Source organism: Streptomyces sp. NPDC052043, assembly GCF_044548235.1.
Taxonomy (GTDB): domain Bacteria; phylum Actinomycetota; class Actinomycetes; order Streptomycetales; family Streptomycetaceae; genus Streptomyces.
In genome coordinates this window covers 480,916-505,160 of sequence record NZ_JBIUBT010000002.1, presented here as the reverse complement: position 1 = coordinate 505,160, position 24,245 = coordinate 480,916, and the positions used below count along the sequence as shown (strand labels likewise).

Here is a 24,245-nt window from a genome sequence, read left to right as displayed (position 1 = left end):
CCATGGCCGAAGCAAAGCTGGAGGACTTTCCGGCCCTGGGCTTCGTGCCCTGCCCCGGCGACCACACGGTGGCCGACGACGTGGCCAAGACGGTCCGCAGGACGGCGAAGGCCCTCGACGAGATCTGCCAGGTACTGCACGGTACGGGCGCCGGCGACTGGGAGGGCGAGGCGGCGGAGGAGTTCCGGAAGAAGTTCGACGACGAATTCCGCCCGCGCATGGACGACGCCCGCGATTCGTTCCAGGACTCCGCCACCGCCCTGGAGGACTGGGCGGGGTACATGGAACGCAAGCAGAAGGCCGCCACGAAGCTGGAGGCCCAGGCCGCCGAGATCAACGACCAACTGGGCAAGGCCTACGACAAGGTCAACAATCTCAATCGGGCGGACCAGGACACGAAGGACTCCCAGGACCACAAGGACAAGGTCCAGGACGCCAACCGCGCGGTGAACACCAAAACGCTGGAGCTGGACGAACTGCGCCGCAAGGGCCGCAGGATGGCCAAGAGCTACCAGGAGTACGGCAAGGGCACGGCCGAGCGCCTGAAGACCGCGATGGACATCGCCCCGAACGAGCCCGGCACCTGGGAGAAACTCGGCCACGCCATGGAAAACCTCGGCAAGGCGCTGGCGGACCTGCCGGGCCAGGTGGGAGATCTGCTCGCCGAAGTCGGCAACTGGATCAAGGACCACGCGGATTGGATCGGCGTCGCGGCGGCCGTCGTCGGCGTCATCGCCATCTTCTGCCCGGTTCTGGCTCCGCTGGCAGTCGGGCTGAGCGCTGTCGCGTTCCTTGCGCATGCGGCGTCCTACGGTGCGTCGGGGCTTTTTCCTCCCACCGGAGAGCGGCTCGGCAACTGGCTCACGTTGGGCGGCGACGCACTCGGCATGGTGCCGGGCGCAGCAGGGGTCAAGGCCGGTTGGAAAGCCACGCGAGCGGCTGGTGGTCTCGCCAAGGGCAGCAAAGTCGGGATCAAGACGGCCACCGCAGTGACGAAACAAGCGGCGAAGGAGGCGGACCCTGTCGTCAGAGCGATCGACAAACCGGTGATGGCCGTTGCCAGCAAGCTTGGAGTCTCACGCAATGCCGCCCTGACCGCGACGGAGTACATCCAGGCCGGAACCACCCTCACACTGACGGCTCCGACCGCGATCAACGCCTACAAGAAGACCGCCGCCGGGACCAACGCAGCCACCTGGGGCACCGGCACGGGCAACATCGCCGTGGGTACCAGCGGCGGCAAGTTCGGCGGCGCCGTCGCCATCGGCAGTCTCATTGGCCTGGGTGGCTGGGAGCTGACGAAATGACGGCGTCCATCAGCCTGAACACGACGGCAGAGTCCGAAGCGGCTGCCCCCTCCGCCACGGATGGAGCCGACCTCTGGTTCACACTCCCACCTGGCTTCCTGGAGTTCGATCTCAACGAGGACTCCGAGGCACGCATGATGAAGATGGCGGACGCCACTGACTTGCTTTTCGCCACCGCCACACCGGAACAAAAGTTCAGCCTCGTCGTGTCGGGTGAGTACTTCCTGCAGGCGATGGTCTCGGCAGGCGCCGAACACGTGTCGAGCTGCCTCTTGCGCATGTCCGACGGGGAACTGTCTCAGTGCATACTGTGCGTGCTCGTCGAGAGACCGATGGCCGGCCCGGAGAACCAGGACAGACAGGGGACGGCGAAGCGTACGGCGGTTCAGTGGCGCGAGATGTTTCCGGACGCCGAGGTCGGTCTGGTCATGCTGCCGTACGGCCCTTCGGCCCTGTGCATCCGTGATCAGGATCTGCTCGTCCCTGGCGCGTTCTTCGGTCTGGACGACCCTGTACCCGCCACGGTCCGGCAGGCGCAGTTCTGCGTGCCTTTGAAGACCGGCCCGGGTTCGGCTCTGTTCGTCTTCACGACCCAGGACGTCGAGCACTGGACCGAGTACCTCAATGTGCTCAGCGGCATCATGAAGTCGGTCTCCGTTGATGAACCGGTCGAGGAGAACACGCGGCCGACCGACAGTCCGCGCGCTGAAGGGACGGCGAAACAAGCATGAGCGCTGGTACGCGATACCGCATGCCGATGGCTGTTGCGATCGGCTGTTACGTGCTCGCTGCGATCGCGGGGATGTTCTTCCTGACGGACCACGTCGGCACCGGTCTCCAGGTCCTCCTGTGGATTGTGCACGGCTTTGTCACCATCCTGCTCATCGAGAAGCTGGGGGCCACAGAATCGAGCGTGTACGCCACCCTGTTCATCGTCGCCACCTCGCTGCTGTCGGTAACCGTCGCCAGCATCGCCCGCGACGATCTCACTCTTGAGCAGCGAGGCGAAACGGTCACGGTCACGGTCGTAAAGAAGTGGCTCGACCCGCCCGGTGTGAGCAAGGCCCGTGACTACAACTACGAACTGAAGCACCAGGACGGCACCAAGGTCCCGGGACCCGCGATGACGACGGCCAAGGATCGTTTCGACGTCGGCCAGGTGCTCACGGTGGTCGAGGACCCCGACGGCGAACTCCGCCCTCGGACACCGGATCAGATGGGCGCAACGGGCAACGTGCTCGCTGCCGGGGGGTTCGCTCTCGCCGCGGTCGGCGGCGTCGGCTGGATGACCTGGCGGGGCTCGGACGCCGCGAGGCGACGGGACCGACGGAAGAAGGCAGCCCCCGACCACGAGGCTCTCGCCCGGCAGGCGGAGCAGGAGGAGAAGCTGCGCGAGGCTCTGCGTACGTACCCCGTCGACCGTCGGGGCTACATCAAGGTGACCCCGGGGGACTACTCCGACCTGTCGCAGCAGCGGGCGGCCCGAATCGCCTGGGAGACGGGGCTGCGTGCCGAGGCGTGGGGGAACCAGGGCTCGTGGCGGTTCAAGGAGAGCGTGGTCGAGGAAGTCCCCCTCGACTGAGCCGCAGGCGGTACCGACAACCGCCTGAGATTGTCCTCGGCGGCTCCGTAGCTTGATGTCCTGGCGCACCGGGTACCGCAGGCGTATGCGGGCATGGGGAGAGGCCTTGTGGGTGGGGCGCTGGGTGGAAGCTCTTCTGCCAGGCGTGGTACGGCGGGTGTTGGAGGGTGCGGCGCCGCAGCCACGATGGCTGCCGCGGCGCCTGCTGACGGTGGTGTCGGTCGACCTCGACGCCGCCGCAGGAGTCGGGGCGGTGCGGATCGTGTGGCGTCCGAAGTCCGCGCGGGCGCGTGAGCACCTCGCGCTTCTGGAGTGGTACGACGAGCAGTGGCAGTACGTGGGCGGCGGAATTGGCCCAGTGGACGCCACCGCCGACGTCGACGTGATCGAAGTCCGCAGTGGCGGGGGCGCGCTCAGCCTCACTCGCCGCGACAATCCACCGCAATCCATCAACAGGGCCCTCTGGATCAGTTGCGTCACAGTCCATCTCGGGCAGGACGTCGGCCACGTCCTCATCGGCAACCGACGGATCAACGCTCCCGAGCAGCGCAAGGTCGTCGCCTCCTGGACGTCCCCATACGCCAGCCGCAGAGCTCGTCCCGTCATTGTGGCCTTCGGACGTGGCGGTGGCGAAATCTCCCGCATCGGCCCTCACGACGGCCTGGACACCCACACCTGGAAGCGGCTTGGAGAGGAGGCGTAGAGGTTCTGGTTCCCGGCCCCATTGCCGGTGTGTCCCCGCGAAGCAGGATGCTTCGCTGGGACACACCCTTCCCGCTGGGCTGCCCCTACCTGGGAACATGCTGGGATGACGATCTCCGCTGTGCTGTTCGACGTGGACGGAGTACTGCTGGACTCGGCAGCCGCTCACCGGAAAGTCTGGAACTCCTGGTCCCAGGCGCGAGGCCTGGACGCCGAGACGGTATGGCGCCTCACCTTCGGACGGCGCCCCGAGGACACCGTCCGGGACGCGGCTACGCATCTGGACCCGGTCGTCGAGCGGATGGTGCTCGACGACCTGTTGGCCAGGGAGCGGGACGACATCCTGCCGGTCGACGGAGCTGCAGAGCTGTTGGAAGAGCTCGCTGACAATCCGTGGGCGATCGTAACCTCCGGCGACCGGGCCTTCGTTGAGCACCGTTTTGCGGCAACGGGACTCCCCCTGCCGGCTGTGCGGGTCTACGGCGACGATGTCGAACTCGCGAAGCCCGCGCCGGACTGCTTCACCCTGGCCGCGTCCCGGCTCGGCGTCGCCATCGGCGCGTGTCTGGTCGTGGAGGACGCCCCCGCAGGCATCCATGCGGCCCTGGCAGCCGGCTGCACTGTGATCGGCTTGACGACAACCCACCCGGAAGAAGCGCTCAGCCAGGCACACATGTGCGCCACGTCCCTGGCAGAGGTGCGAAGCCTGCTGATCACGCAGGGATTCCTGACCAGGTCCCGAGGCCAGCGCGACAACACGCCTTAAAGGGTTACTTCGCACCACACGGTCTTTGTGTACGGGTCCCCGAACGTCGCGCCCCAGTGGTCGGCCAGTGCCTCGACCAGCAGCAGCCCGCGACCCGACTCCCCCTCGGACGAGGTTGGTCGCAGCAAGCCGGGCACGGGTGGCCGGCGGTCGGGGCGCGGGTCCGTCACTTCGATGCGGAGCGCGGACTCCTCCGGATCGAGGGTGAGGCGCAGCCGGAAGTCGCGCCCCCTCTCCCGGCCGTGCGGGGCCGCGTTGGCCGCCAGCTCACCCACGAGCAGAGCGGCGGTGCGGTGGGCCTCGGAGTCGTACGGCCAGCCCCAGGCGTCGAGTTGTTCGCAGGCCAGACGGCGGGCGAGCCGGGCGCCTCTGCGGGTGGCGGACAAGCGGATCGTGAAGTGACGTGCGGGCGCGGCGACTTCCACGCGGTGGTTGTTAGCCGTCCCCGGGGGTGAAATCTCAGCATTCATGTCACTGAGCGTGGTCATCGCTCCCTACGCTGAACACCACCACAGGCAGTACGCAGCGTCACTGTCCGGTCATCATCCGGGTCTGTCCGGGCTGCGCCGTGTGACGTGTCGCGTCGGCCGGCGGTTGAGCTCAGGACGTACGTGGGAGGTGTCGGGACGTGGGTGCGACGGGGCCGGAACAGCAGGTCGCGGACGGATCGGAGACGTTCGGCGGTGATGATGAGTCGGCCGCCGTGCTGCGGACCGTCGGCAAGGTCATCAAGGGATGCCGGGAGCGGGCGGGGCTCACCCAGGCCGAGTTGGGCGCGGCCATCGGGTACAGCGAGGAGCAGGTGTCCTCGGTGGAGCGGGGGCGGCGGGCTCCGAAGGAGCCGTTCCTGGACGGGGCGGATCAGGTACTCGGGGTGGGCGGACTGATCTCGGGACTGAAGAAGGATGTGCTGGAGGCTCGGTACCCAAAGAAGGTCCGAGATCTGGCGAAGTTGGAGGGGGAGGCGGTGGAGATCTGCGCCTACGACAACTCCGTCGTCAACGGGCTTCTTCAGACCGAGGAGTACCTGCGGGCCGTGTTCGGGTCGAGGCGGCCTGCTTTCTCGGAGGAGGAGGTGGAGCAACGCGTCGCCGCCCGCCTGGCCCGGCAAGAGTGCGTCAACTCCAGCAGGAGGACGCCAGCATTCAGCTTTGTGCACGACGAGGCGGCCCTGCGGCGACGAGTCGGGGCAGAATGGTCATGCGGAAGCAGCTCGAACGTCTGTTGGAAGTCGGGCAGATGCGGAACGTGGAGATCCAGGTGCTGCCCATGGATCGTGAGGACAATGCCGGTCTCGGCGGCCCCTTCCACCTGCTGCGACTCAAGGAGGGCACCACGGTGGGGCACAACGAGGTTCAGCGCACCAGTCGCCTCATCTCGGAGCCCAAGGAGATCCAGATTCTTGAGTTGCGCTATGGGGTCATCCGGGCTCAGGCTCTTCCGCCGCGAGAATCGCTGGCCTTCATCGAGAAAGTGCTTGGAGAGACATGAGCGTGAAGCCTTCGACCGGTCACGGCTCCGGGTTGAAGTGGTTCAAGAGCAGCTACAGCACCGACGACGGCCCCGCCTGTGTGGAGGTCGCATCCGCGCCTGGCACCGTCCATGTCCGGGACTCGAAGAACGTGAACGGGCCCAGCATCGTCTTCGGACCTCAGGAGTGGGCTGCCTTCGTTTCCTACACGGCCCCTCACTGACGTGCGGCCACCCGCGCCCCGCGTCCAGGTCCGTCCTGAACGCAGGGCATGGGTGGACTCACCGTGTGCGCGATCCTGCTGCTTCGTCTTCATGGCCGTCGCCCGGCTCGCGGCGGGCCAGGTGACCGAGGGCGACGAGCGCGCCGAGCAGCAGGCCGATCAGGCAGATCAGGGCGAGTACGAACACGGCCAGGGCCAGGAGGGTGTTGCCGACCAGATCGGCCAGCATTCCGATCGGGTTCAGACATCCGCACGCCGACATAGCGCTACCTTCCCCGCCGGCGGTGCGGTCGGGACGCTGCGTTGCCGATCCGTGCTCCGAAAGTGCCCCGCCCGCGATGCCGCCCCGTGGGCGCGTGAGTCCACCGGAGCGGGAGCGCGGCCTCGTAGCCTGTGACGCATGGGTGATCTCTATCTCGTACGGCACGGGGAGACCGAGTGGTCGCGGTCCGGGCGGCACACCGGGTGGACGGACGTGCCGCTCACCGAGCACGGGCGGGAGGAGGCGCGGCGGCTGGTGCCGCTGATCCGTTCGCACCGTATCGGGGCCGCGTTCGTCAGCCCGTCGCAGCGGGCGCGGGAGACGGCCGAGCTGATCGGGGTCCACGACGCGCGGGTCGACGCGGATCTGCGGGAGTGGGACTACGGCGGCTACGAGGGCGTCACGACCGTCGAGATCCAGCGGACGCGGCCCGACTGGTTCCTGTTCACGGACGGGGTCGCCCCGGGGCCGCCCGAGCATCCCGGGGAGAGCGTGGAGCAGGTCGGGGAGCGGGCCGACCGGATGCTGGGCAAGGTGGACGCCGCGCTGGCCAACACCGAGGGGGCCGTCGTGCTGGTGGCGCACGGGCACTTCCTGCGCGTGCTCACCGCCCGGCGGCTCGGGCTGCCGCCGTCGGCGGGCGCGCTGTTCCAGCTGGCCACGGGCACGGTGTGCCGTCTGGGCACGGAGCACGGGCGGCCGGTGGTCGCGGGATGGAACATCCGGGCGGCCCCGTCGGCGTGAGCGGCGGCGGTTCGTTGTCGGACCCGGGTCGTACTCTTCGCACGAGCTGTTCGAGGACTTGTTCCGACGATGCGGGGAGGCCACGCCGTGACACGACCGCCGACCGCCGCGCAGCGCCGCGTCATCGACGCCGCCGACCCCGTGACCGGCCGGCTCAGGGGTACGGAGGCGCAGCTCGCGGCGCTGGTGAAGCGGGGGCTCGCGTTCCGGCACCCGCGCCCTCCGCACGACCACTTCCTGACCCCGGCCGGGCATCGGATACGGGCGGCGAAGGAGGAGGAGGCGGCGGCGGCGGCGGAAAGGGCGCCCGCCCCCGGGGAGGTTCCCGCCGGTACCGGTGTGTTCGCCGCCCGCGTCGGCGGTGAGGAGGACCCGTACGACGGTCCCGGGCGGGTGCGCGAGGTGCACAGCGCCTGGCAGGGGCTGCTGGAGCTGCGCCGGATGACCAACCCGGACGGTTCCGTCGAACGGCCCTGCGACTGGGAGCGCGCGCATCTGGTGCGGGCCGCCGCGCTCGCCCTGGAGGCGGCGGGCCTGCGGCCCGCGGCGCCGGACGCGGACGGCTACCGGGTGCGGGAGACCCCGCAGCCGGAGGCGGTCGCGGTGCACGGACCGGACGCCGCGGCGCTGCGGGCGTGCGCGGCGGCGCTGGAGCGGGCGGGCTGGCAGGCCGGGGAGTACACCGAGCCCCGCACGAGGGTCCGCTACCTGCTGGCCTCACCGCGCAGGGTGTGACGGACGCGCTGACGGACGTGCCAGGACCGGTGGGTCCGAGCGGCGCACGAGAAATCGACGCGGAGAGCGGCGGGAGGGGCACGGCGCACGGCGGTGCCCCTCCCGACGACCGGTACGGCGGCCGTGCCCCTCCCGGGGCTCAGCGCACCACCGCGATCTCCTCCCCCGCCTCCATCGGGTGAGTGACGTCCTGGGCGTCCACCGACCGCGGCCTGCCCAGGTGGTTGAAGACGAAGTTGAGCAGCACGGCCGCGACGCAACCGGTGGAGATGCCGGAGTCGAGGACGATCCGGGCGGTCTCGGGGAAGGCGTGGTAGAAGTCCGGCGTGGTGATCGGGATGATGCCGACGGCGATCGAGACGGCGACGATCAGGACGTTGTTGTCCTTGTCGAGGCCGGCCCGGGCCAGGGTCTGGATGCCGCTGGCGGCGACCGAGCCGAACAGGACCACGCCCGCGCCGCCGAGCACCGGGCGCGGTACGACGGCGATGAGCGAGGCGGCCATCGGGCACAGGCCCATCAGGACCAGGAAGCCGCCGCCGAAGGCCACCACGAAGCGGCTGCGGATCCGGGTCATGGCCACCAGGCCGATGTTCTGCGCGAAGGCGCTGCACATGAAGCCGTTGAACAGGGGGCTGAGGGCGGAACCGAGGGTGTCGGCGCGCAGCCCGGCGGCGATCGTCTTCTCGTTCGCCGGGCGTTCGACGATCTCACCGAGGGCCAGCATGTCCGCGGTGGACTCGGTCATCGAGACCACCATCACCACGCACATCGACAGGATCGCGGCGAGCTGGAACTGCGGCGCGCCGAAGTGGAAGGGGGTCGGGAAGCCGACCACCTGGGCGTCCGCCACCGGGCCGAAGTCGGTGACGCCGAACGGGATCGCGATGACCGTGCCGGCGATCAGCCCGAGCAGGACCGCGATCTGCTTGACGAAGCCGCGGGTGAAGCGGCGCAGCAGCAGCACGATGACCAGGGTGATGCCGGCCAGGGTGAGGTTCGTCGCCGAACCGTAGTCGTGCGCGGCCGGGTTGGGGCCTTGGGCCCAGCCGAAGGAGACCGGCAGCAGGGAGACACCGATGAGGGTGATCACGGTGCCGGTGACCACCGGCGGGAAGAAGCGGATCGCCTTGCAGAAGATCGGCGCGGCCAGGAAGCCGAGGACGCCCGCCACGATCACCGCGCCGAAAATGACGGGCAGGGCGTCGGACTTGTCCTTGGTGGCGGCGACGATCGCCGTCATCGGGGCGACCCCGGCGAAGGTGACGCCGTTGACGAAGGGGAGCCGGGCGCCGATCTTCCAGATGCCGAGGGTCTGGAGGAAGGTGGCGAGACCGGCCGTGAACAGGCAGGCCCCGGTGAGGAAGGTCAGCTCGGTGCCGGACAGGCCCACGGCCGCGCCGACGATCAGGGGCGGGGCGACCACGCCCGCGTACATGGCGGCCACATGCTGAAGGCCGCTGGTCGCCATCTTCAGGACGGGGAGTTTCTCGTCCACGGGATGAGTGGTGGACTCGGCTGACTGTCGCGCCTCGTCACGGGACGTGGGGTGAGCGGCCACGGCGGCTCCTCCGGTCGGTTAACACGCCGTCTTCGACGTGGGTGTCATGGAGGTGGTGCGTGTGGTCGTGCGGGACCGGGGACGGGCCTTGGCGGGCCCGCGGGGCGAACGGAGACCGTTCCGGGACGCGCGCGTCCGTGCGCGCCCCGGAGCCGGCTCGCCGCGGACCCCGCTCGGGTCTGCGGCTACCGGCCGGGAGCCGTCCCTCCCGGCCGGAGTCCTCTCTCTCGGTCAGCTCTGCGCCGTGATCCGCGCCAGCCGCTGTGCCTCGGCCCGTGTGGCGCGGGCGACGGCGTCCTCGTCGGTGGTCAGCAGCCGGCCGTCCTCGACGATCTGCCGCCCGTCGACGAAGGAGGCGGTGACCGGTGCCGCCGCGCCGAGGACCAGGGCGGTCACCGGATCGGCGATCGAGGCGTGGGCGAGCGTGTCCAGCTTCCACAGCACCAGGTCGGCCAGCTTGCCCGGCTCCAGCGAGCCGATCTGGTCGGCCCGGCCGAGCACCCGGGCACCGCCGTGGGTGCCCAGGCGCAGTGCCTGGCGGGCGTTCAGGGCCGCCTCGCGGTGCGCGCCGAGGCGGTTGATCAGCAGGGCGTTGCGCAGTTCGGTGTGCAGTTCGCCGGACTCGTTGGAGGCGGTGCCGTCGACACCGAGGCCGACCGGGACGCCGGCCGCCAGCATGTCGGGGACCCGCGCGATTCCGGCCGCGAGGCGGGCGTTGGAGGAGGGGCAGTGCGCCACGCCCGTCTTCGTACGGGCGAAGGCGGCGATGTCGGAGTCGTTCATGTGGACGCAGTGCGCCATCCACACGTCCTCGCCCAGCCAGCCCGTGGACTCGAAGTAGGCGGTGGGGCCCACGCCGAACAGCTCGTGGCAGAACTTCTCCTCCTCGACCGTCTCCGAGCCGTGCGTGTGCAGCCGTACGCCGAGCCGGCGGGCCAACTGCGCGGCCTGTCCCAGCAGTTCGGTGGAGACGGAGAAGGGGGAGCAGGGCGCGACGGCGATCTGCGTCATGGCGTCGAAGGAGGCGTCGTGGTGCCGCGCGACGGTCTCCTCGGTGGCGGCGAGCGCGCCCTGGAGCGTCTCCACGGCGAAGTCCGGCGGCAGTCCGCCGTCCTTCTCGCCGCGGTCCATCGAACCGCGGGCGAGGGTGAACCGTACGCCCATCTCGCGGGCCGCCCGGATGATCGCGCCGGACAGGTCCCCGGAACCGTGCGGGAAGACGTAGTGGTGGTCCATGGCGGTGGTGACGCCGCCGCGGGCCATCATCGCCAGCGACCCCTGGGCGGCCGCGTACACCATCTCCTCGTCGATGCGCGCCCACGTCGGGTAGAGCGCGACGAGCCAGTCGAACAGGTTGTGGTCGGTGGCCAGGCCCCGGGTGATCCACTGATAGAAGTGGTGGTGGGTGTTGACCAGGCCGGGCGTGGCCAGATGGCCGCTCGCGTCGATCCGGCGGACCACGTCCTTCAGCCCCTCGGGGGCCTTGCCCGCGCCGACCGACTCGATCCGGTTGCCGGCGAGGACGAGGTGTCCGGAGGCGTACTCGGTGTCGTCCGCGTCCACGGTCGCGATCGCGCAGTTCTCGATGACGACGCGCTGGGCTGCCGATGGTGCCATGGCGCTTCCTTGTCTTCGGTGGCGGCCCGTGGACGGGGCGCGTCCACGGGGAGGGCACGGCAGGACCCTGGGAGGATTTGAGTGCCGGAGCGGTGCTGCTCCGGGTGCCGAGGTGGTGGAGGTCGGCGCGCCACCGCTCCGCAGCGGGTCCGGTGGCGCGCGTCCCGCGTCAGAGGTTGGTCAGGTCGACCGGGATCCGTGCCTCGCAGCCGTCCCGGAGCACGGTGGCCTCGATCAGCCCGTAGGGCCGGTCGGCGGCGTAGTACACCTCGCGGTCGTTCTTCAGCCCGAACGGTTCCAGATCCGCCAGGAAGTGGTGCTTGTTCGGGAGGGAGAAGCGGACCTCGTCGATCTCGCCGAGGTTGTCGATGATGCGGGCGCCCATCTGGTAGAGCGTCTGCTGGAGCGACAGGGAGTAGGTCTCGGCGAACGCCTGGAGCATGTGCTGCTTCGCCTGCTCGTAGGACTTCTCCCAGTGCGGCGTCTGCTGCTCGTCGTCGGTCCAGTTGAACCGCCAGCGGGCGGAGACGTCCGTGGCCAGGATGCGGTCGTAGTCCTCCTTGAGGGTGGTGTACTTGTCCTTGACGTAGCCCCAGAACTCGGAGTCGGTCGAGTTCATCACGGTCAGGTTCTTGAGGCCGGAGACGACCTCCCAGCTCTCGCCGTCGTAGGTGATCTGGGTCAGCCGGGTCTCCTGGCCCTTGCGGACGAAGGAGTGCCCGCCCTGGTCGGCCGCGGAGTCCGCGTCGGCGGTCCCGATGCGCTCCCAGGCGTACTCCTCGATGCGGATACGGGCCCGGTGGATGGAATCCTGCGAGGTGACGAAGTGGCGGGCGAGGTGGATGCCGAACTGCTCGGCCGACTCGATGCCGTGCTCCTTGGCGAACGCGAACACCGTGTTCTTGGTGGTGTCGGTCGGCAGGACGTGAGCGTTGGAGCCGGAGTAGTGGACCTCCTCCATGTCGCCGGACAGGGCGACGGAGACGTTCAGGTCCTTGATGTGGTGGGTGGTGCCGTCCCGCGTGATCCTGACGACTCGGTTCTCGGCCTTGCCGTACTGGTTCCGTCCCAGAACCACAGGACGGGCAGGGCTGGAGTGGGTGGTCATGTGTAGCTAGCTCCCTCGGTAAACGGAGTAGCCGAACGGGTTGAGCAGCAGCGGTACGTGGTAGTGCTCGCCCGGTACGACGGCGAAGGTGATCGCCACCTCGGGGAAGAACACGGACGGTGCACCGCTGTCCCGATTCGCGGGGGCGTCCTGCTGCGCATCGGCTTGCTTCTCGGCGAAGTACGGCTCTTGCTTCCGGACGAAGTACGGCTCCACGGCGAACTCGAGCCGTACGTGGGTGGTTCCTTCCGGCGGCACCGGAAGGTCCTTGCACCGCCCGTCGGCGTCGGTCGAGGAGCCGCCGAGCGCCTGCCAGTCCGCTTCTCGGCCCGAGCGGGCCAGGAGGTGGACGGCGACGCCCTCGGCGGGGCGGCCGGCGGAGGTGTCCAGGATGTGCGTGGACACGGAGGCGGTGGTCTCGGTGCTCATGGTTTCCTCTTCGGGCGTCTTCTCAGGCGTCTTCGAGCAGTCGGGCGAGCCGGATGCGGTTGATCTTCCCCAGTTCGCTGCGGACGATCTCGCGTTCCTGCTCCGGCGCGTTGCCGATCCGCTCCTTGAGCGCGTCGCGCATCTGCTCGCCGGTCCGGCCGGTGGCGCAGATGAGGAAGACGTGGCCGAACCTCTCCTGGTAGGCCAGGTTGAGGTCGAGCATCTCGGCCCTGAGTTCCTCGGAGGCGCCGGCCATGCCGCGCTGTTCGCGGGCCGAGGCCGGGTCGCCGGGCTTGGGGCGGCCTATCGGTGGGTGGCCGGCCATCGCCTCCTCGAGGTCCGCAGGGGCCAGCTCCGCCATGGCGGCGTCGCTCGCGGCGTCGAGGTCGTCGGGGGTGTCGTAGGGGCGGGCCGCCAGTAGCCGGTCGGCCCACGCCGTGCTGGCGCACGCCTCCAGAAGGGCGGTTCGGGCCGCGTCTTCGGGGAGGGCGTTGAATCGGGCGAGGCCCGGCGGCGTTGAGCTCGAAGTCACGGGAGCCTCCGTGGGCTGTTCACGGCCTGCACGTGGAACGGGCTGCGGATAGCTAACGCCCTGACGAACACCGCGTCAACAGTTTGTTGAGAAATCCGGGATACCGGTCCCGGCGGCGACTCAGCCCCGCTTCTCGCGGTTGAGGTAGTTGTAGACGGTGAAGCGGCTGACGCCCAGTGCGCTCGCCACGGTCTCCACGCCGTGCCGTACGGAGAAGGCGCCGCGCGCCTCCAGCACCCGCACCACCTCCTGCTTGGACTTGCGGTCCAGGTCCGCGAGCGGCATGCCCTTCCTGCGCTCCATGGCGGCCAGGATGTGGTCCAGCGAGTCGGCGAGCTGCGGCAGGCGTACGGCGACGGCGACGGCACCCTCCCAGGAGAGGACGACATCGTCGGGGCCGGCCTCGTCGGGCGGGAGCATCCGGCCGCCGATCGCGTCGACCAGCGGCTTCAGGGCCGCGATGAACGGCTCCTCCCCCATCACCTCCCGTCCTCCCCGATCACGGTGACCTGGAGGGAGATCCGGGTGGCGCCGGCCCGGAGGGTCCTGCGCAGCAGGGTGTCCACGGCGTCCAGGACGACGTCGGCACCGCCCTCGGCCGTGTTGCCGAACGGACCGACGTCCACGGCGTCGAGCTCGGCGATCTCGACGACCTCCCGCGCCACCAGCGCGTGCGCCGGAGCCTCGTCCAGGTCGAAGGGCTCGGTCGTGAACTCCACTCTCAATCGCACGCGCTCAACCTAACGTGCGGGCCGGTTTCCGGGCAGTCCCCGGCGGCCGGGATCCACCCGGAAACCCGCACCCCCTTGACAAGCCACCACACCCCCGGCAGTCTTCCATTAAGCAGAAACGAACTTCCACTATACGGAATACGGCGACAACGGAAGGGAGCGCGGCCCTGATGGGATTCGCAGACCAGCGCTTCAACGTCAACCTGTCGATCCTCTTCACGGAACTCCCGCTCCTGGAGCGGCCGGCGGCCGCCGCCGCGGCCGGCTTCACCGCGGTCGAACTGTGGTGGCCGTGGATCGACTCCCCCACCCCGGAGCGTTCCGAGACCGACGCCCTGAAGAGGGCGATCGAGGACGCGGGCGTCCAGCTCACCGGCCTGAACTTCTACGCCGGCAGGCTCCCGGGCCCCGACCGCGGCGCGCTGTCCGTCCCCGGTGAGGAGGCGGAGAGGTTCCGCGCCAACATCGACGTGGCCGCGGACCTCGCCCGGTCCCTCGGCTGCACGGCCCTCAACGCCCTGTACGGCAACCGGGTCGAGGGCGTGGACCCGGCCGAGCAGGACGCGCTCGCGCTGGACAACCTGGTCCTCGCGGCCCGGGCCGCCGACCGGATCGGCGCGATCCTGCTGATCGAGGCGCTGAACAAGCCGGAGTCGCCGCTGTACCCGCTGGTGAGCGCGCCCGCCGCCGTCGAGGTGGTGGACAGGGTGAACGCGGCGTCGGGACTCGGCAACGCCAGGTTCCTGATGGACCTGTACCACCTGTCCATGAACGGCGAGGACCTGCCGTCGGTGATCGAGCGGTACGCGGCGAGGACCGGCCACGTCCAGATCGCCGACAACCCCGGCCGCGGAGCGCCCGGCACGGGCTCGCTCCCGCTGGAGGACCTCCTCGACCAGCTGGGCAAGGCCGGTTACGACGGCTGGGTCGGCCTGGAGTACAAGCCGGGCGACAGGCCGAGCGCCGAGGCCTTCGGGTGGTTGCCGGCCGCGGCCCGAGCGGCCCGCTGACCCGCCGTACACCTTCGACGGGCCCCGACTCCCAGACGCAGCACAGAAGTTAGAGAGGCACCCGCACATGACCACCACCCTTCCCAAGGTTGCCTGGATCGGCCTCGGCATCATGGGCTCCCCCATGTCCGAGAACCTGATCAAGGCGGGCTACGACGTCACCGGCTACACGCTGGAGCAGGCGAAGCTGGACCGGCTGGCCGCCGCGGGTGGCACCGCGGCGGGCTCGATCGCCGAGGCGGTCCGGGACGCCGACGTGATCATCACGATGGTGCCCGCGTCGCCGCAGGTCGAGGCCATCGCGTACGGCCCGGACGGCATCCTGGAGAACGCGCGCTCCGGCGCACTGCTGATCGACATGTCCTCGATCACCCCGCAGACCTCGATCGACCTGGCCGCCGCCGCCCAGGACAAGGGCATCCGGGTCCTGGACGCCCCCGTGTCCGGCGGTGAGGCGGGCGCCGTCGAGGCGGTGCTGTCGATCATGGTCGGTGGCGGGCAGGCCGACTTCGACGCGGCCGAGCCGCTGTTCGAGGCGCTGGGCAAGACCATCGTGCTGTGCGGCCCGCACGGCTCCGGCCAGACCGTGAAGGCCGCCAACCAGCTGATCGTCGCCGTGAACATCCAGGCGTGCGCCGAGGCCGTGGTCTTCCTGGAGAAGTCGGGCGTGGACCTGAAGGCGGCGCTGGACGTCCTGAACGGCGGTCTCGCCGGTTCGACCGTGCTGACGCGGAAGAAGGACAACTTCCTCCAGCGGGACTTCAAGCCGGGCTTCCGGATCGACCTGCACCACAAGGACATGGGCATCGTGACGGACGCGGCCCGCACCGTGGGTGCCGCCCTGCCCGTCGGCGCGGTGGTCGCCCAACTGGTGGCCTCCCTGCGCGAGCAGGGCGACGGCGGCCTGGACCACTCGGCCCTGCTGCGGGCTGTGGAGCGCCTCTCCGGCGCTCAGCTCTGACCGACCCCCCAGACCTCCGGACGGCGCCGCCGCCGACACCTGTCATGTCGCGCCCAGGCGGCGGCGCCGTCCGGAACCATCCCCTCGTGCAACGAACTGTGGACTACGGCAGGCGACGTGGAAGCGGTGTGCGCTCCACGCGCGGACCGGCACCACGAGCCGCGTACGGGGTCCGCCGGGAGGTCATGCCCCGGACCCCGTACGCATACGGCCCGCCCGGGCCGTCGGGCGACCCGGATGAGGGGTGGCCGCCCGACGGCCGTGCGGGCGCGGGACCGCGGCGGTGTGTGAGCCAGTGCGGTGGTGAAAGCGACGGAGCGTTCTCCCGACCCGAGGGAGGGCGTCCCGAAGCCGTCGCACCCGCCGCGGTCCCGGCCGGCCGCCTCGCGCGCACCCGGCCTGCCGCGAGGCCCCCCGACCCGTCCGGCGGCGCGAATGTCCTGTCGCGCCCAGCCTCGCGCCGCCGGACGGCAACCAGACAGACCGGAGGAGGAGCGCCGGACCCGGGTGGGAACCCGGGTCCGGCGCTCCTCGGCGTTCGCCCGGCGCCCCCGGGGTGCGGCCCGTGGGCCGGCGCAGGAGGCTGAGGGCATGGACAACCCCACGCGGCATCCGCACATCGTGGTGCACGCGCCGGCCCTGGACGGCTCCCGGCGCGTGACCGAGGGCGACGTGACCCTCGGACTCGCCTCCCATCTGGACGACGTGGTCGAGATCCTCCGCCTGGCCGACCTGGACCGCGTCGAGGTGGAGGAGGACGACCTCATCGAGTGGCAGGGCGGCGGCCCCGAGGACTGGCCGGGCCTGCCGGAACACGACGACTCCTGAACCCACCCCAGCACCGACACCCCGGAGGAGCAGGCGAACTCCTCGCGCTTGCGTGTGACGGCGCCGGAGTGTGCCGGAACAGCACGAAGAGGGCGGCCCCCCGTGGGTGGGCCGCCCTCTTCGCTGGTCGTCCGGGTCTCAGACCTTCAGTGGCCTGATGGAGGTCGGCGCGTGGCCCGGCTCCGTGGCGACGTCCTCGAACTCGACGACGTTGCCAATGTCGTTGGTGCCGGACATCGAGATGTTGGTGACGCGCTCCAGGATCGCCTCGACGACGACCGGCACACGGTGCTCGGCGGCGAGCTTCTTGGCCTGCTCGAAGGCGGCGCCGAGTTCGCCCGGGTCGGTCACCCGGATCGCCTTGCAGCCCAGGCCCTCGGCGACCTTGACGTGGTCGACGCCGTAGACGCCCAGCTCGGGCGAGTTGATGTTCTCGAACTCCAGGTTGACCTGGAAGTCGATGTCGAAGGCGCGCTGCGCCTGGCGGATCAGGCCCAGGTAGGAGTTGTTGACCAGCACGTGCACATAGGGGATCTTGTGCTGCGCGCCGACCGCCAGCTCCTCGATCATGAACTGGAAGTCGTAGTCGCCGGAGAGGGCGACGACGGACGCCTCCGGGTCGGCCTTGGCGACGCCGAGCGCGGCCGGGACGGTCCAGCCGAGCGGGCCGGCCTGTCCGCAGTTGATCCAGTGCCGCGGCCTGAAGACGTGCAGCATCTGGGCGCCGGCGATCTGCGAGAGGCCGATGGTGGAGACGTACCGGGTCTCCGGCCCGAAGGCCTTGTTCATCTCCTCGTAGACGCGCTGCGGCTTGATGGGGATGTCGTCGAAGTGCGTACGGCGCTGGAGCCTCGCCCGCTTCTCCTGGGCGGCGGCGGCCCAGGCGGAGCGGTCGGGCAGCCGTCCGGCAGCCTTCAGCTCCCGCGCCACCTCGACGAACAGCTCCAGCGCGGCCTTGGCGTCGGAGGCGATGCCGTAGTCCGGGGCGAAGATCTTGCCGAGCTGGGTGGGCTCGATGTCGACGTGGACGAACTTCCGGCCGGCCGTGTAGACGTCCAGCTTGCCGGTGTGGCGGTTGGCCCAGCGGTTGCCGATGCCGAGGACGAAGTCGGACTCCAGGAACGTCGCGTTGCCGTAGCGGTGCGAGGTCTGGAGGCCGACCATCCCCGCGTTCAGCTCGTGGTCGTCGGGCAGGACGCCCCAGCCCATCAGGGTGGGGACGACCGGAGTGCCCGTCAGCTCGGCGAACTCCACGAGGAGTGCGCAGGCGTCGGCGTTGATGACTCCGCCGCCCGCGACGATCAGCGGCCGCTCGGACTTGTTGAGCAGCGCGACGGCCTTCTCGATCTGGGCGCGGGTCGCGGCCGGCTTGTAGACGGGCAGCGGCTCGTACGTCTCCGGGTCGAACTCGATCTCGGTGAGCTGGACGTCGATGGGCAGGTCGATCAGGACCGGGCCGGGGCGGCCGGAGCGCATCAGGTGGAAGGCCTGCTGGAAGACGCCGGGAACCTGCGCCGCCTCCAGGACGGTGACGGCCATCTTGGTCACCGGCTTGGCGATGGAGGCGATGTCGACGGCCTGGAAGTCCTCCTTGTGGATCACGGCGGTGGGGGCCTGGCCCGTGATGCACAGGATCGGGATGGAGTCGCCGGTGGCCGAGTACAGGCCCGTGATCATGTCGGTGCCGGCGGGGCCGGACGTGCCGATGCAGACACCGATGTTGCCCGCGTGGGTCCTCGTGTAGCCCTCGGCCATGTGCGAGGCGCCCTCCACATGGCGGGCGAGGGTGTGGTTGATGCCGCCGGACGCCTTGAGCGCCGCGTAGAAGGGGTTGATCGCCGCGCCCGGCACACCGAACGCGGCGGTGACGCCCTCGCGCTTGAGGATCTCAACTGCCGCACGGGCAGCGGTCATACGAGCCATCGATACTCCTGCTTCGGCTGTCTTCGGCTGTTTCTGCTGTGTCCAGCTGCCGGATCGCACGCCCGCCGCGCCCTCACGGTCGCTCTTCCGTATAGCGGAAATTACTTTCTATATACTGGAAGCAATGTAGGTGGGCACACGAAGGCCGTCAAGAGACAGGAACAAGGGAGAGTGGGGCAGCTCGGCACCCTGGCGCGCGGGAACGAACCGGAGCCGGTCGCGCACGGCGTCGCCACCTGACCGCGCGTGATCGCGCGCAGACTGCAACCGGCTCCCTGATAATTTCAGCAGCGCGGATATCACCCTGGCGTTGTCCTCAAGTCGCTGCCAGGATGGTGGTGTTGATGACACCTCAGGAGGTTGGGCGTGAGTGAGGCCCGTTCCGGCACCAGCGCGCCGACAGTCCTGCGCATGATCCTCGGCCGCCGGCTGCAGGACATGCGGCTGGCAGCCGGGGCCTCGCTGGAGGACGCGGCGAAGGCACTGCGCGTGAAGAGCCTGACGATCCGGCGGCTGGAGAAGGCCGAGGTCGCGCTGAAGCCTCTCTACGTGGAGAAGCTCCTGGAGACCTTCGGCGCGGGCCGCCAGGAGATCGAGGAGTTCGTCGACCTGGCCGAGCAGGCCAACGAGCCCGGCTGGTGGCACTCCTACCGCGACGCCGTCCCCAGCTGGTTCACCGCCTACGTGAGCCTGGAGACCGGCGCCAAGTACCTGCGCACGTACGAGCCCCAGTACGTCACCGGCCTGCTGCAGACTCCCGACTACGCGCGCGCCGTGCTGCGCGGCGGGTTGCCGAACGGCAGCGAGGAGGAGCTCGCGCGCCGCGTGGAGCTGCGGCTGCGCCGCCAGAGCCTGCTGGAGCGGGAGGACGCCCCCCTGCTGTGGGTGGTCATGGAGGAAGCCGTCCTGCACCGGGCCGTGGGCAGTCCTGGCGTGATGCGGGAGCAGATCGAACGGCTCCTCGACGTGTCCGAGCTGCCGCACGTCAGCCTCGACATCGTGCCCTTCTCCGCCGGTGCGCATGTCGGGGCGTGTGCCCCGTTCACGTATTTCCGGTTCGAGGAACCCGAGCTGCCCGACATCGTCTACAGCGAACTCCTGTCCGCCTCCGTCTACCTGGACCAGCGCGCGGACGTCGTCGCCCACCTCGAGGCGCATTCCCGTATGGCGCTCCTGACGTCGTCCCAGGACAGCAGGGCGCTCCTGAACCACATGCGCAAGGAGTACTCATGACGATCACCGACGACGGCGTCTACAACGGCATGCCGGCCCTCGACCTCGGGGAGCAGGGCTGGGAGCGCCCCTGGAGCGGACCGAACGGCGGTCAGTGCGTCGAGACGAAGCAGCTCGCCGACGGCCGCGTGGCCGTACGGCAGTCGACCGACCCGGCCGGGCCCGCGCTGATCTACGCGCCGGAGGAGATCGCCGCGTTCGTCCGCGGGGTCAAGGAGGGCCTGGCCGACCACTTGGCCGCCGGGTGAACCACCCGCGGTCACCGGGCCGACGACACCGGTCCCGTACCTGGCCTGCGGGCCGACAGACACACGCGTGAAGGGGAGAACATGGGTACCAGGCAGGCCGGCCGGGATCTCGACACGAGCAAGGCGCACTCGGCCCGGATGTACGACTACTTCCTCGGCGGCAAGGACCACTTCGAGATCGACAAGGAGGCGGCCCTGGTCGCCGCCGAGGCCCACCCCGGCCTCTACGTGACCGCCCGCGAGAACCGGGCGTTCATGCACCGGGCCACCCGGGTCCTGGCGCAGGAGCACGGCATCCGCCAGTGGCTCGACATCGGCACGGGCATCCCGACCGAGCCCAACCTGCACCAGGTCGCCCAGTCCGTCGCGGTCGACGCCCGCATCGTGTACGCCGACAACGACCCGCTCGTCCTCAAGTACGCCGAACGCCTCATGCGCAGCACGACGCAGGGACGCACGGCCTACGTCGAGGCCGACGTCAGGGACCCCGACGCGCTGATGAGCGCCGTGCGGGACGCGGAGGTCCTGGACTTCGGCCGGCCCATCGCCCTCTCCCTCAACGCCCTGATGCACTTCATCACCGACCCGCACGACCCGTACGCCATCGTCCGCCGGCTGCTCGACCCGCTCCCGGTGGGCAGTGCCCTGGCCATGAACCACTGCACGCCCGACTTCGACCCCGTCACCTGGAACAAGGTCGCGGAGGTCTACACCAAGTCCGGGTCTCCCGTGCAGTTCCGTTCGCACGGCGACGTCAGCCGCTTCTTCGACGGACTCGACCTGATCGACCCCGGCATCGTCTGCTGCCATCGCTGGCGTCCCGCCGAACCCGCCGACGGGACGGAGCCCACGGACGCCCAGATCAGCCTGCTGGCGGGCGTGGGCATCAAGCGTTAGCCGGTTCCCGAGACCGGCCGGGACGTCAGGGGAGGCTGAGGTGCCGGCCGGGTCGGTCGTGGCTCATACGCCGTAGCGCTCGCGGAGTTCGATCTTGCGCACCTTCCCGGAGACCGTCATCGGGAAGGAGTCCAGGATGCTCAGCCGGCTCGGGATCTTGTAGTGGGCGAGCCGGCCCTCGCAGAAGGCCCGCAGGTCCTCCAGGGCCGGCGGGTCGGCCGCGTCCACCGGGACGACGCAGGCCAGCACCTCCTCGCCGTACTTCTCGTGCGGCACGCCGACCACCTGGACGTCACGGATCCTCGGGTGGCCGTAGAGGAACTCCTCGATCTCGCGCGGGTAGATGTTCTCGCCCCCGCGGATGATCATGTCCTTGATGCGGCCGACGATCTCGACGTACCCGTCCTCGCGCATCACCGCGAGGTCGCCGGTGTGCATCCAGCGGCCCGGGTCGACGGCCTCGGCGGACTTCTCGGGCTCCTCCCAGTAGCCGAGCATCACGCTGTAGCCGCGGGTGCACAACTCGCCTGCCGTGCCGCGTGGTTGGGTGACACCGGTGGCCGGGTCGACGACCTTGACCTCGAGGTGCGGCAGCACCCGGCCGACGGTGCCGGTGCGGTGCTCGAGGTCGTCGTCCATCCGGGTCTGCAGGGAGACCGGCGAGGTCTCGGTCATGCCGTAGCAGATGGAGACCTCCGCCATGTGCATCTCGGCGACCACCCGCTTCATCACCTCCACCGGGCAGGGGGAGCCCGCCATGATTCCGGTGCGCAGGGACGTGAGGTCGTACGAGGCGAAGTCGGGGAGGTTCAGCTCCGCGATGAACATCGTCGGCACCCCGTACAGCGAGGTGCAGCGTTCCCGCTGGACCGCCTCCAGGGTGGCCTTCGCGTCGAAGGACGGCGCCGGGATGACCGTGCACGCGCCGTGCGAGGTCGCCGCCAGGTTGCCCATGACCATGCCGAAGCAGTGGTAGTAGGGCACGGGGATGCAGATCCGGTCCTGTTCGGTGTAGCCGACCGTACGGCCCACCCAGTAGCCGTTGTTGAGGATGTTGTGGTGGGAGAGCGTGGCACCCTTGGGGAAGCCCGTGGTACCCGAGGTGTACTGGATGTTGATGGGGTCGTCGCAGCTCAACTCGGCCTGTATCGCGGCCGTCTGTTCCACCGGCACCTTCGCGGCGGCGGCCGTCAGCGCGTCCCACGACGGATCGCCGATCCAGACGGTCTCCCGCAGCTCGGGGCACGCGCCGCGGACCTGCTCGACCAGCTCCCGGTAGTCGGTGCCCCGGTGGGCCTGCGAGGCGACCAGCAGGGAGACGCCGGCCTGCCGGAGCACGTACTCCACCTCGTGGGCCCGGTAGGCCGGGTTGATGTTCACCATGATGACGCCGATGCGCGCGGTGGCGTACTGGACGAGCACCCACTCCGGGCAGTTGACCGCCCAGATCCCGACCCGGTCGCCCTTGACCACGCCCTTGGCGAGCAGCCCGCGCGCCACCTCGTCGACCGCCGCGCCGAACTCGGCGTAGGTCCAGCGGCGCCCGGAGGGTACGTCGACCAGCGCCTCGCGGTCGCCGAACGCGGCGATCGCCCGGTCGAGGTTGGCGCCGATGGTGTCACCCAGCAGCGGGGTGCCGCTGGTTCCGTGGGCGTAGGACCGTGCGCAGGACTGTTCGCTCACCGGAAGTCCTCCTCGCGGTACTCGTTCGCCGAGCCCTCGGCCGTGGCCTCGCGCAGCTCGATCCGGCGGATCTTGCCGGAGACGGTCTTGGGCAGCTCGCCGAACTCCAGGCGGCGGATGCGCTTGTAGGGGGCGAGCACCTCCCGGGAGTGCTCGAAGAGCGCCTTCGCGGTGCCGGTGCCCGGCTCCCAGCCCTCGGCGAGGACGACGTAGGCCTTCGGCACCGCAAGGCGCAGCGGGTCCGGCGCGGGCACGACCGCCGCCTCGGCCACCGCCTCGTGCTCCAGCAGGGCGCTCTCCAGCTCGAACGGGCTGATCTTGTAGTCGGAGGCCTTGAAGACGTCGTCGGACCGCCCGATGTACGTCAGGTATCCGTCCTCGTCCCGGGAGGCGACGTCTCCCGTGCGGTAGTAGCCGCCGGCCATCGCCTCCGCGGAGCGGTCCGGGTCACCGTGGTAGCCGGTCATCAGTCCGACCGGGCGCGCGGACAGGTCGAGCGCGATCTCGCCCTCGTCGGCACCGGGCGCGCCGGAGACCGGGTCGAGCAGTTCGACGCGGTAGCCGGGGCTGGGCCGCCCCATGGAGCCGGTCTTCAGCGGCTGGCCGGGGCTGTTGGAGACCTGCACGGCGGTCTCGGTCTGCCCGAAGCCGTCCCGGATGGTCACGCCCCAGGAGCGCCGGACCTGCTCGATGACCTCGGGGTTCAGCGGCTCGCCCGCGGCCACGGCCTCGCGGGGCGGGGTGCGCAGCTGGGTGAGGTCGGCCTGGATCAGCATGCGCCACACGGTCGGCGGGGCGCAGAAGGTGGTGACGCCCGCGCGGTCCATCTCGGCCATCAGGCGGGCGGCGTCGAAGCGGGTGTAGTTGTGGATGAAGACGGTCGCCTCGGCGTTCCACGGGGCGAACAGGTTCGACCAGGCGTGCTTGGCCCAGCCGGGCGAGGAGATGTTCAGGTGCACGTCCCCCGGCTTCAGGCCGATCCAGTACATGGTCGCCAGGTGCCCGACGGGGTACGAGACGTGGGTGTGCTCGACCAGCTTGGGGCGGGCCGTGGTGCCCGAGGTGAAGTACAGCATCAGCGGGTCGTCGGCGAGGGTGGGCCCGTCCGGGACGAACGCGGCGGGGGCGGCGTACGCGTCCTCGTAGGGCGCCCAGCCCTCCTGCGGCGGGCCGCCGACGGAGATACGGGTGTAGGCGCCGGGGACGTCGGCGAACTTCGCGGTGTCGGCGGCGCGTGCGATCACGTGCTTGACCCGGCCGCGTTCGACGCGGTCGGTCAGGTCGGCGGGGCCGAGCAGCGGGGTGGCGGGGATGACCACCGCGCGCAGCTTCATCGCGGCGAGCGCGGTCTCCCACAACTCGGCCTGGTTGCCGAGCATGACGAGGACGCGGTCCCCGGCGGCGACGCCGCGCTCGCGCAGCCAGTTCGCCGCGCGGCTGGAACGCTCGGACATCTCGGCGAAGGAGAGGCGGGTCTCGGTGCCGTCCTCCTCGACGATGTGCAGGGCGGTGCGGTCGTTCCCCTCGGCGACGGCGTCGAACCAGTCCAGCGCCCAGTTGAAGGGGGAGGGGCGGGGCCACTCGAAGCCGGCGTAGGCGGTGGCGTAGTCCTCACGGTGTTCGAGCAGGAAGTCCCGCGCCCTGCGGAAGAGCTCCGTCGCCGTCGTCATCTGTCCTCCTTGGTCCCGGACC

The 24,245-nt window shown here is 70.1% G+C and carries 26 protein-coding genes and 1 pseudogene; 15 read left to right on the top strand and 12 right to left on the bottom strand.

Annotation, left to right across the window (positions count from 1 at the left end; translation table 11 throughout):
• Positions 1 to 2: 2 nt before the first annotated feature.
• From ACIHCX_RS06890 to ACIHCX_RS06870, 5 genes are all read left to right on the top strand, one after another.
• Positions 3 to 1,307, top strand: coding sequence for a putative T7SS-secreted protein (locus ACIHCX_RS06890; RefSeq protein WP_400027345.1), 1,305 nt, complete (start codon positions 3 to 5; stop codon positions 1,305 to 1,307).
• Positions 1,304 to 2,038, top strand: coding sequence for a hypothetical protein (locus ACIHCX_RS06885; RefSeq protein ID WP_400027343.1), 735 nt, complete (start codon positions 1,304 to 1,306; stop codon positions 2,036 to 2,038). The genes ACIHCX_RS06890 and ACIHCX_RS06885 overlap by 4 nt, the downstream gene beginning before the upstream one ends.
• Positions 2,039 to 2,064: 26 nt before the next feature.
• A complete protein-coding gene (locus ACIHCX_RS06880) occupies positions 2,065 to 2,889 on the top strand; it encodes a hypothetical protein (protein ID WP_400027342.1) in 825 nt (274 codons plus the stop codon).
• Between the two features lie 124 nt (positions 2,890 to 3,013).
• Positions 3,014 to 3,592, top strand: a complete 579-nt coding sequence (locus ACIHCX_RS06875) for a hypothetical protein (protein ID WP_400027340.1) — start codon at positions 3,014 to 3,016, stop codon at positions 3,590 to 3,592.
• Positions 3,593 to 3,697: 105 nt separating this feature from the next.
• Complete coding sequence (locus ACIHCX_RS06870) at positions 3,698 to 4,357, top strand: HAD family hydrolase (protein WP_400027338.1); 660 nt, start codon at positions 3,698 to 3,700, stop codon at positions 4,355 to 4,357.
• Here the strand turns inward: ACIHCX_RS06870 and ACIHCX_RS06865 are convergent.
• Positions 4,354 to 4,827, bottom strand: a complete 474-nt coding sequence (locus ACIHCX_RS06865; protein ID WP_400027336.1) for an ATP-binding protein — start codon at positions 4,825 to 4,827, stop codon at positions 4,354 to 4,356. The genes ACIHCX_RS06870 and ACIHCX_RS06865 overlap by 4 nt on opposite strands.
• A gap of 158 nt (positions 4,828 to 4,985) precedes the next feature.
• On the opposite strand from ACIHCX_RS06865, the pseudogene ACIHCX_RS06860 reads away from it, so the two are divergent.
• Together ACIHCX_RS06860 and ACIHCX_RS06855 are read left to right on the top strand one after the other, a co-directional pair.
• A pseudogene (locus tag ACIHCX_RS06860) lies at positions 4,986 to 5,848 on the top strand (helix-turn-helix domain-containing protein).
• Positions 5,845 to 6,051 carry a DUF397 domain-containing protein gene (locus ACIHCX_RS06855; RefSeq protein WP_400027334.1) on the top strand — a complete coding sequence of 69 codons (207 nt, stop codon included), beginning with the start codon at positions 5,845 to 5,847 and terminating at the stop codon, positions 6,049 to 6,051. Before ACIHCX_RS06860 ends, ACIHCX_RS06855 begins: the two are co-directional and overlap by 4 nt.
• 58 nt (positions 6,052 to 6,109) lie before the next feature.
• Here the strand turns inward: ACIHCX_RS06855 and ACIHCX_RS06850 are convergent, their stop codons facing one another.
• Positions 6,110 to 6,313 carry a hypothetical protein gene (locus tag ACIHCX_RS06850; protein ID WP_400027332.1) on the bottom strand — a complete coding sequence of 68 codons (204 nt, stop codon included), beginning with the start codon at positions 6,311 to 6,313 and terminating at the stop codon, positions 6,110 to 6,112.
• A 138-nt stretch (positions 6,314 to 6,451) separates the two neighbouring features.
• On the opposite strand from ACIHCX_RS06850, the gene ACIHCX_RS06845 reads away from it, so the two are divergent.
• Positions 6,452 to 7,057, top strand: coding sequence for a histidine phosphatase family protein (locus ACIHCX_RS06845; RefSeq protein ID WP_400027331.1), 606 nt, complete (start codon positions 6,452 to 6,454; stop codon positions 7,055 to 7,057).
• 87 nt (positions 7,058 to 7,144) lie between these two features.
• Entirely contained in the window at positions 7,145 to 7,792 is a 648-nt protein-coding gene (locus tag ACIHCX_RS06840; RefSeq protein WP_400027329.1) for a hypothetical protein, read from the top strand.
• Positions 7,793 to 7,931: 139 nt separating this feature from the next.
• On the opposite strand, the gene ACIHCX_RS06835 is transcribed toward ACIHCX_RS06840, so the two are convergent.
• From ACIHCX_RS06835 to ACIHCX_RS06805, 7 genes are all read right to left on the bottom strand, one after another.
• Positions 7,932 to 9,263: a nucleobase:cation symporter-2 family protein gene (locus ACIHCX_RS06835; protein WP_400027706.1), complete on the bottom strand. Its 1,332-nt coding sequence runs from the start codon at positions 9,261 to 9,263 to the stop codon at positions 7,932 to 7,934.
• Between the two features lie 321 nt (positions 9,264 to 9,584).
• Positions 9,585 to 10,970 carry an 8-oxoguanine deaminase gene (locus ACIHCX_RS06830; RefSeq protein ID WP_400027327.1) on the bottom strand — a complete coding sequence of 462 codons (1,386 nt, stop codon included), beginning with the start codon at positions 10,968 to 10,970 and terminating at the stop codon, positions 9,585 to 9,587.
• Between the two features lie 169 nt (positions 10,971 to 11,139).
• Positions 11,140 to 12,078, bottom strand: coding sequence for a factor-independent urate hydroxylase (pucL, locus tag ACIHCX_RS06825; RefSeq protein ID WP_400027325.1), 939 nt, complete (start codon positions 12,076 to 12,078; stop codon positions 11,140 to 11,142).
• A 6-nt stretch (positions 12,079 to 12,084) separates the two neighbouring features.
• Positions 12,085 to 12,507: a hydroxyisourate hydrolase gene (uraH, locus tag ACIHCX_RS06820; protein WP_400027324.1), complete on the bottom strand. Its 423-nt coding sequence runs from the start codon at positions 12,505 to 12,507 to the stop codon at positions 12,085 to 12,087.
• Positions 12,508 to 12,529: 22 nt separating this feature from the next.
• Positions 12,530 to 13,039, bottom strand: coding sequence for a 2-oxo-4-hydroxy-4-carboxy-5-ureidoimidazoline decarboxylase (uraD, locus tag ACIHCX_RS06815; RefSeq protein WP_400027321.1), 510 nt, complete (start codon positions 13,037 to 13,039; stop codon positions 12,530 to 12,532).
• Between the two features lie 120 nt (positions 13,040 to 13,159).
• A complete protein-coding gene (locus ACIHCX_RS06810; RefSeq protein ID WP_400027320.1) occupies positions 13,160 to 13,519 on the bottom strand; it encodes a helix-turn-helix domain-containing protein in 360 nt (119 codons plus the stop codon).
• Positions 13,519 to 13,770, bottom strand: coding sequence for a hypothetical protein (locus tag ACIHCX_RS06805; protein WP_400027318.1), 252 nt, complete (start codon positions 13,768 to 13,770; stop codon positions 13,519 to 13,521). Before ACIHCX_RS06805 ends, ACIHCX_RS06810 begins: the two co-directional genes overlap by 1 nt.
• A gap of 170 nt (positions 13,771 to 13,940) precedes the next feature.
• On the opposite strand from ACIHCX_RS06805, the gene ACIHCX_RS06800 reads away from it, so the two are divergent.
• From ACIHCX_RS06800 to ACIHCX_RS06790, 3 genes are all read left to right on the top strand, one after another.
• A complete protein-coding gene (locus ACIHCX_RS06800) occupies positions 13,941 to 14,780 on the top strand; it encodes a TIM barrel protein (protein WP_400027316.1) in 840 nt (279 codons plus the stop codon).
• Positions 14,781 to 14,847: 67 nt separating this feature from the next.
• On the top strand, positions 14,848 to 15,741 hold the full coding sequence (locus ACIHCX_RS06795; protein ID WP_400027315.1) for a 2-hydroxy-3-oxopropionate reductase: 894 nt from the start codon (positions 14,848 to 14,850) through the stop codon (positions 15,739 to 15,741).
• A gap of 591 nt (positions 15,742 to 16,332) precedes the next feature.
• Positions 16,333 to 16,569, top strand: coding sequence for a hypothetical protein (locus ACIHCX_RS06790; protein WP_400027314.1), 237 nt, complete (start codon positions 16,333 to 16,335; stop codon positions 16,567 to 16,569).
• 138 nt (positions 16,570 to 16,707) lie between these two features.
• Here the strand turns inward: ACIHCX_RS06790 and gcl are convergent, their stop codons facing one another.
• Positions 16,708 to 18,492, bottom strand: coding sequence for a glyoxylate carboligase (gcl, locus tag ACIHCX_RS06785; RefSeq protein ID WP_400027313.1), 1,785 nt, complete (start codon positions 18,490 to 18,492; stop codon positions 16,708 to 16,710).
• 366 nt (positions 18,493 to 18,858) lie between these two features.
• On the opposite strand from gcl, the gene ACIHCX_RS06780 reads away from it, so the two are divergent.
• The 3 genes from ACIHCX_RS06780 (at position 18,859) to ACIHCX_RS06770 (ending at position 20,870) form a co-directional block, all read left to right on the top strand.
• Positions 18,859 to 19,725 carry a helix-turn-helix domain-containing protein gene (locus ACIHCX_RS06780; protein ID WP_400027311.1) on the top strand — a complete coding sequence of 289 codons (867 nt, stop codon included), beginning with the start codon at positions 18,859 to 18,861 and terminating at the stop codon, positions 19,723 to 19,725.
• A complete protein-coding gene (locus ACIHCX_RS06775; protein WP_400027309.1) occupies positions 19,722 to 19,973 on the top strand; it encodes a DUF397 domain-containing protein in 252 nt (83 codons plus the stop codon). The genes ACIHCX_RS06780 and ACIHCX_RS06775 overlap by 4 nt, the downstream gene beginning before the upstream one ends.
• Before the next feature lie 81 nt (positions 19,974 to 20,054).
• Positions 20,055 to 20,870 carry an SAM-dependent methyltransferase gene (locus ACIHCX_RS06770; RefSeq protein ID WP_400027307.1) on the top strand — a complete coding sequence of 272 codons (816 nt, stop codon included), beginning with the start codon at positions 20,055 to 20,057 and terminating at the stop codon, positions 20,868 to 20,870.
• A gap of 63 nt (positions 20,871 to 20,933) precedes the next feature.
• Here the strand turns inward: ACIHCX_RS06770 and ACIHCX_RS06765 are convergent, their stop codons facing one another.
• Positions 20,934 to 22,553: an AMP-binding protein gene (locus tag ACIHCX_RS06765; protein ID WP_400027306.1), complete on the bottom strand. Its 1,620-nt coding sequence runs from the start codon at positions 22,551 to 22,553 to the stop codon at positions 20,934 to 20,936.
• Positions 22,550 to 24,223 (bottom strand): AMP-binding protein, encoded by a 1,674-nt coding sequence (locus ACIHCX_RS06760; protein WP_400027304.1) that lies wholly within the window; start codon positions 24,221 to 24,223, stop codon positions 22,550 to 22,552. Before ACIHCX_RS06760 ends, ACIHCX_RS06765 begins: the two co-directional genes overlap by 4 nt.
• Positions 24,224 to 24,245 lie beyond the last annotated feature (22 nt).